The organism is Chitinophaga sp. (assembly GCF_036569125.1).
GTDB lineage: Bacteria > Bacteroidota > Bacteroidia > Chitinophagales > Chitinophagaceae > Chitinophaga.
Map to the genome: position 1 here is coordinate 1 of NZ_DATCRF010000836.1, position 6809 is coordinate 6809.

Here is a 6809-nt window from a genome sequence, read left to right on the forward strand (position 1 = left end):
CAGCTGCCGGCGTTTTGCCATGTTGCTGTATATAAGCGTCCTGCACCAGGGTGGCTATGCCGCTGGTAAGCGCCGCTGCGTTGGAGGTGCCATCCAGCCCATATGCCACCAGCTCCGGTTTTACACGTCCGTCGTAAGCCGGGCCTTTGGCGCTAAGCGCCGGCAGGTTATTTTCACCGTCCGTACCACCGGCTACCAGCACATTCTTGGCCTGTTTGTAGGTGCCGGAAAGATTGGCTACGCCGGCTATACCGCTGTACACGCCATCTGTGGGCGCCTGGTTACCGTCATTACCGGAAGAAAATACATGCAGCAGCGTATCCATGCTAACCGCTTGCTCATCGTAGGCTACGGCTTCTGCGCCATAATAGTTTTCTATGCCCGTACCGTAGGAATGGTTTTGCACACGCACATGCAGCTGCCCGTACAAGGCTGCATCATCCGGTAAAAGCGAGGTATTAAAATCAGAGGATGTTAAACGCGCCCGTACAGCAGCACCCATGCCTTCCGGGCCGGTATTGCCCGCTCCGGCAATAATGGTAGCCATAATAGTGGCATGTATATCAACCTGGGTAGCTGCTATACCTCCGTCTGTGTACCGGCCGGTAAGGTCCGTATCTGTAGTATCAAAAATATTTTCTTTGATGGATACCGTCATGTTTTGCCCCTGCAGGTTAGGGTACAATTGCTGCACGGTGCTTACCCGGTTCAGGGTCATATCATTACTGGGAATAATGATCTCTGTTTTAGGCCTGCGCAAAGCATCTGCAAAACGGATCACGGGTTGCGATATAAAGCGCTGCCAGTCGGCCTGTTTTACTTTTACTACCACAAAGCGGCCGGCCAATACCCGCTGTACCCTGCAATAGGCGGGTTGCTGCCCGCTGCTGTCCAGCTGTACCTGCAGGGCCAGGCTGTCGGCCGGGCGCAGCTTTTCAAGCCGCTGTAACAATCCTTCACTGCATTTCCAGTTATCATTGGCAGTATAAGTATACACTACCTTGCGCAATAAGGAGGTATCCGTAACCGGTTGTTGCAGGATGTAATAAAAGCGGTTAATGGTTTTTACAATACCATATGACTGCAAAGAAGAAACACCGGGATATACGCGAAACTTTACCAGGTAAAAAACGGATTTATGGCTGCTGTCTTGTACGGTTTTAGCAGCTGGTAAAACCCCATACCGTTGCAATAAGGTATCATTACCAGCGGCTTGCCGGGCCTGTAATGATTGGTGGGCATAGAGGAACAGCAGCATCCATACTGATCTGGCAATGATGTGTGTCATGTAACGGAATATAATTGCAGTGTGCATAATAAAACTAATGCAATTAAAGCAGCATCCCAATTTTTTATAAACAGGGCTGAAAATGTTTTTTTTAAATTATGCTAATGTTGTAATATTGAAAGTAGAAGAAGAACGAACCGGCACAACCAGGATCTAAATTGAAAACAAGCAAAATCTGAACCAGCACGTTTTAGCACAAATTTTATTAGAGCAAGATCTGTTAAACCCGGAGCATTAATTTCCGGAATTTTTATTGGTGAAAATTGAAACTTAACTGTAAGTGCAGGAACCGTTTTTCCTTCACTTTTTAGCTTTCATTATTCACAGGTTTTTACATTATCCCTTTAGTGCCTGCATATTTTGCAGCCGCTATAGCTATGCTATTAAACACAGGTATACTATGCATGAGCAAATCAATCAAATATCCAAAACCCAAAATCCACATTTATGTTCAAACAAGTAACCCGTAGCCTCATGGGCTGCCTGATGGCAGGCGCATTGTTTATTTCCTGTCAGAAGGACAATGCGGGCACAGAACAACAACAAAATCAAAAGATCTCCCAGGATGTGCTGCAAAAGATCAGCAACAAAGGTTTCAGCACAGCCGATGTACACAAAGTAACAGGCGGTTACCTGGTAGAAGGCGACATTCTGCTGAGCGAACAGGAGCTGGCAGCTGTATCCTCTTCTCCTAACCTGCGCATTGCAGAGGTAGAACAGTACCGCACCAACAACCTTGTAACCGGCTTACCCCGCGTGATCACCATCCGCGTAACCGGTTTAACCCAACCCTTTATTGATGGCACTGACCTGGCTATTTCCCGCTACAACGCACAAGGCTTGCAGCTCACTTTCCGCCGCGTTACCAGCGGTTCTGCCAACATCACCATCAGTGGTTTTAACCAGGGCCCCAGCGGTGGTTTTATTACACTGGGTTCTTCCGGTTTCCCCACCAGCAGCGGCAATCCGTATAGCTCTATCAGCATGAACACCAATGCAGCAGCATACGGTTCCAACCCGAATGTAAACTACGTAGGTTCCGTAATACAGCATGAAATTGGCCATTGCATTGGTTTCCGTCATACTGATTATATGAACCGTGCTTACAGCTGCGGCAGCGGTGGTAACGAAGGTTCTGCCGGTGTAGGCGCTGTACGCATCCCCGGTACGCCTTCCGGTCCCGATGCAGCTTCCTGGATGCTGGCCTGCTCTAACGGCGGCAACCGTACTTTTAATGCAAACGACATCATTGCGTTGAATTACTTGTATTAATCGCAGCATAAAGCACAAAGCACAAAGCATAAAGCATAAAGCACAAAGCATAAAGCATAAAGCATAAAGCCGAATGCTAAAGGCTAAACGCTAAAGGCTGAACGCTAAACGCCTTAATTAAATATGCATAGTATAAATCAAAACGCTGATTGCGGAACTATTCCCGGCAATCAGCGTTTTGATTTAGCAGAAAGCAAAAAGCTGATCGCCTCGTATCCATACGCTTCGATCAGCTTTCTGCTTTATCCTTTCTGCTTTATCCTTTATGCTTTCAGCTTACATTCATACACAATCGAACTACACCTATCCGTTTCCTTCAGCGCTTTGCGGTAAGAAAGAAATCCGTTCCAGCCGCCCGCTACCAGGCGGCTGCGGCCGGTTTTGTATTTCTCGCTCAGCAGGCTTACATAAAACGCATCAAACACCATGGGGTGTTTTTTCACGATCTTCAGGTTATGCTGTTCCAGTAATCGCTGCATGGCAGCAGGGGAGAAGTGGTACAGGTGGCGCGGCACATCATACGCTGCCCAGGCCGGGCCATAATGGGCTGCATCCGGGGAAGTGTAGTTGGGCACTGCTATCAGCGCAGCGCCTTCCGGCTTTAATAAAGTGCCGATCTGCTGCAGGTAGGCATGTACTTCATGCACATGCTCCAGCACATGCCACATGGTAATAGCGTCAAAGCTGGCCGGCGGCAGGGAAAACAGCTGCTCCACCGGCTGCGCCGTTACTTTATAGATCTTTTGTGCATTCTCCCGGGCCTGTTCATCCGGTTCCAGGCCGCTGGCTTTCCAGCCGTTCTGCTGCATATAATGCAGGAAAGCGCCCGTGCCGGAACCAATATCCAGCAGCTCGCCCTGTTTAAGGCCGGTAGCGGCTTTTACCCAGTTGGCTTTAGAGCGTAAGGTGATCTTTCTAACGCTGTGGTATAAACGATTGATCAGGCCCTTGCGGGTTTCTGAATGACTAATATATTCCTGCGATTGGTAGTAGCGGCCAATACGGCTGCTGGTAGGTACATTTTGTGTGAAACGTCCGGTACACTGGCCGCATTGCCATACCTCAAACTTTTCCCCCGATACGGTATAATCCTGTGCGGTAAGTACCTCTCTGATGTTGGACGAGCCGCAAAGCGGGCAGCTGTTATAGTAGATTAAACTCATGCAAGTTTTCTGTTTACGGTCTCCTGTTGGATGCGCAAAAATAAAAAGTAAAGCTGAAAGCTGAAAGCAAAAGGCTCAAAGCATAAAGCAAAAAGCTGAAAGCACAAAGCATAAAGGTGAAAGTACAACGCATAAAGCACAAAGCTCAAAGCAAAGCCCTCAGCTTCAAATCCCATCAATCCCCACATTTCCTAATCTCCGCCGCATTCAATTCGTAACCATCTTCGCGCCCTGTATTAATTATTAATTCTTCATTATTAATTACCTAATTCCCGCGATATTCTCCCCACACCTTTCTCAGCGTATCCGCAATCTCTCCCAGGGTGCAGTAATTTTCCACCGCTGTTACTACCAGCGGCATCAGGTTATCGCTGCCGCGGGCTGCGGTTTCCAGTTGTTGCAGCAAAAGCTGTACCTGTCCGTTATCCCGTTTGGCGCGCAGCTCCGCCAGCCGGTCGCTTTGTACTTTGCGGATGCTGTCGTCTATCCGGAATATCTCCGGCGAGCCGGTATCCTCCATGGTGAACTTATTCATTCCCACGATCACCTTTTCGCCCCGTTCTATCTGCTGCTGGTACTGGTAGGCGCTGCGGGCAATTTCCTCCTGCACAAAACCCTGCTCTATGGCGCTTACGGCGCCGCCCATGGCATCTATCTTCCCCATTAGCTCCCAGGCGCGGGTTTCCATCTCATTGGTCAGCGCTTCCACGTAGTACGAGCCTGCCAGCGGATCTACGGTATCAGCCACGCCGCTTTCATAACCTATGATCTGCTGCGTGCGCAGCGCAATACGGGCCGCTTCTTCAGTAGGCAGGGAAAGGGCTTCGTCAAAACCATTGGTATGCAGTGATTGGGTGCCGCCCAGTGTGGCCGCCAGCGTTTGCACGGCTACCCGCACAATATTGTTATGCGGCTGCTGCGCCGTTAAGGTGCTGCCCCCGGTTTGGGTATGGAAGCGCAGCATTTGCGCCTTTGCATCTGTTGCACCCAGTGATTGGGTGATGTTGGCCCACATGCGGCGTGCTGCCCGGAACTTGGCCACCTCCTCAAACAAATGGTTGTGGGCATTAAAAAAGAAGGAGAGGCGCTGGGCAAACACATTTATATCCAGCCCCTTATCCAGCGCAGCCTTCAGATATGCCTTGCCGTTAGAGAGGGTAAAGGCCAGCTCCTGCACAGCATTTGCGCCGGCTTCGCGGATGTGGTACCCGCTGATGGAAATGGTGTTCCATTTAGGCACCTCTTTACTGCAATAGGCAAAAATATCGGTGATCAGCCGCATGGAAGGTTGGGGCGGATAAATAAAAGTGCCCCTGGCGGCATACTCTTTGAGTATATCATTCTGTATGGTGCCGGATATTTTCTTCAGGTCTGCTCCCTGTTTTTTTGCCAGGGCTATATAGAGCGCTAATAAGATAAAACCGGTGGCATTGATGGTCATGGAGGTAGAGATCTGTTCCAGTGTAATGCCTTTGAATAAACGCTCCATGTCTTCCAGGGAATCAATAGCCACGCCTACTTTACCTACTTCGCCTTCCGCCATCGGGTGATCGGAATCGTATCCTATCTGGGTAGGCAGGTCAAAGGCCACGCTTAAACCCATAACGCCTTGTTGCAGGAGATAATGATATCTTTGGTTGGATGCTTCTGCGGTGCTGAAACCTGCGTACTGCCGCATGGTCCAGAGCTTGTCGCGGTACATGGAGGCGTGTATGCCGCGGGTGAAGGGGAACTGTCCCGGTAATTCCTGCATAGCTACCGGTTGCGTATATACCGGTTGTATGGTGATACCGGCATCTGTAACGTGTTTTTCCATAAACAATGTTACATAAAATGTGCAGATGTGCAAATATGCAGATGTGCAAATGATGAAGGAAAATGTGTTAATGCGCCGGATTTTATTAATTTGCCTGCACATTGGCACATTTGCATATCTGCACATTGATTATATGTTCATTTACGGAATCCTGTCACTTAGCCTGGCATTAGCGTTATTAAGCCTGTATTTCATGTTTAGGGCCACCGGAAAATCCTTCCGCTATGGCTGGTCCCAGGGGTTGCTGGCACTCTCCCTTGGTTTGTTCATTTACCTGTATGGCACCTGGGTGTACCTCACGGTACATGCCAAGTATGTGTTTGGTGTGCTGCTGTTATTATGCCTGGCGTCCGCGCTGGTACGCAGTAAAAAACCAAATGTCCGGCCGCCGCAGGCCTGGAAAAGAGCCATGTCTTTATTATGGGTGGGCATTCTGGGCTTTTTATGTATCACCTATTTCACCGGCACCACCGGCTTAAAGCAAAAGCGGGTAGAGCTGGCCTTTCCGCTGAAAACAGGCCGCTATTTTGTATTGCAGGGAGGTAAAGGCCTGCCTACCAACCTGTTCCACTTTAGCCTGCGGGGCGCCATTTATGCAATGGACATCGTAAAGCTCAACAGCTGGGGCGGCCGCGCCAACAAAGTGTTCAGCAGCCGGCTGGAAGATTATGAAATATTCAACGACACTATTTATGCGCCCTGCAGCGGCCGTGTGCTGCGGGCCTACAGCGATAATCCGGATAACATTCCGCCTAACATGGACCGCGGTCCGCAAAATACCAACCAGGTACTGCTGGAAACTGATTCCAGCTACATCTTCCTGGCACATATGAAAAAAGGCAGCGTGGTGGTACATGAAAATGAATGGGTGCAGCAGGGGCAGGCGCTGGGCTGCGTAGGTAATTCCGGTTTCAGCTCTGAACCGCACCTGCATATTCAGGCGCATGCCAAAACCAATAAAGATACGCCCTGGTATATGGGCGAGCCCTTATATATTTCCTTTAACGGAAGAGGATACCTGTTGTATGAAGTGATACGCCCGAAACGGGTGAATATGGTGAAAAAATGATGTGCAGATATGCAAATATGCAAATGTCAAATGAAAAAATGCGGCATTGATCATTTGCACATCTGCATATTTGCACATCTGCACATTTGCATATTATCTCATGATTTTCTTCGCTTCCCCGTTCAATATCTGGCTGGCCAGCTCTGATGGCGATTCTCCGGCCTGCAGGAAAGCTTCCAGTATAGGGCGGTTCAGCTCTTT

Annotated in this window: 5 protein-coding genes; 2 read left to right on the plus strand and 3 right to left on the minus strand. The window is 49.2% G+C overall.

Annotated features, from left to right (window positions below):
• The coding region (locus VIM87_RS30810) for a S8 family serine peptidase (protein WP_332000702.1) at positions 1-1288 on the minus strand (1288 nt) is incomplete at its 3' end.
• 447 nt (positions 1289-1735) lie between these two features.
• On the opposite strand from VIM87_RS30810, the gene VIM87_RS30815 reads away from it, so the two are divergent.
• On the plus strand, positions 1736-2560 hold the full coding sequence (locus VIM87_RS30815) for a M57 family metalloprotease (RefSeq protein ID WP_332000703.1): 825 nt from the start codon (positions 1736-1738) through the stop codon (positions 2558-2560).
• Between the two features lie 263 nt (positions 2561-2823).
• Here the strand turns inward: VIM87_RS30815 and VIM87_RS30820 are convergent, their stop codons facing one another.
• The gene (locus VIM87_RS30820) at positions 2824-3723 is read right to left on the minus strand and encodes a class I SAM-dependent methyltransferase (RefSeq protein ID WP_332000704.1); all 900 of its coding nucleotides are present in this window, start codon (positions 3721-3723) and stop codon (positions 2824-2826) included.
• Between the two features lie 265 nt (positions 3724-3988).
• Positions 3989-5539 carry an acyl-CoA mutase large subunit family protein gene (locus VIM87_RS30825; RefSeq protein WP_332000705.1) on the minus strand — a complete coding sequence of 517 codons (1551 nt, stop codon included), beginning with the start codon at positions 5537-5539 and terminating at the stop codon, positions 3989-3991.
• Positions 5540-5732: 193 nt separating this feature from the next.
• Here VIM87_RS30825 and VIM87_RS30830 point away from each other — a divergent pair, with 193 nt between their 5' ends.
• Positions 5733-6608, plus strand: coding sequence for a M23 family metallopeptidase (locus VIM87_RS30830; RefSeq protein ID WP_332000706.1), 876 nt, complete (start codon positions 5733-5735; stop codon positions 6606-6608).
• The last annotated feature ends 201 nt before the right edge of the window (positions 6609-6809 follow it).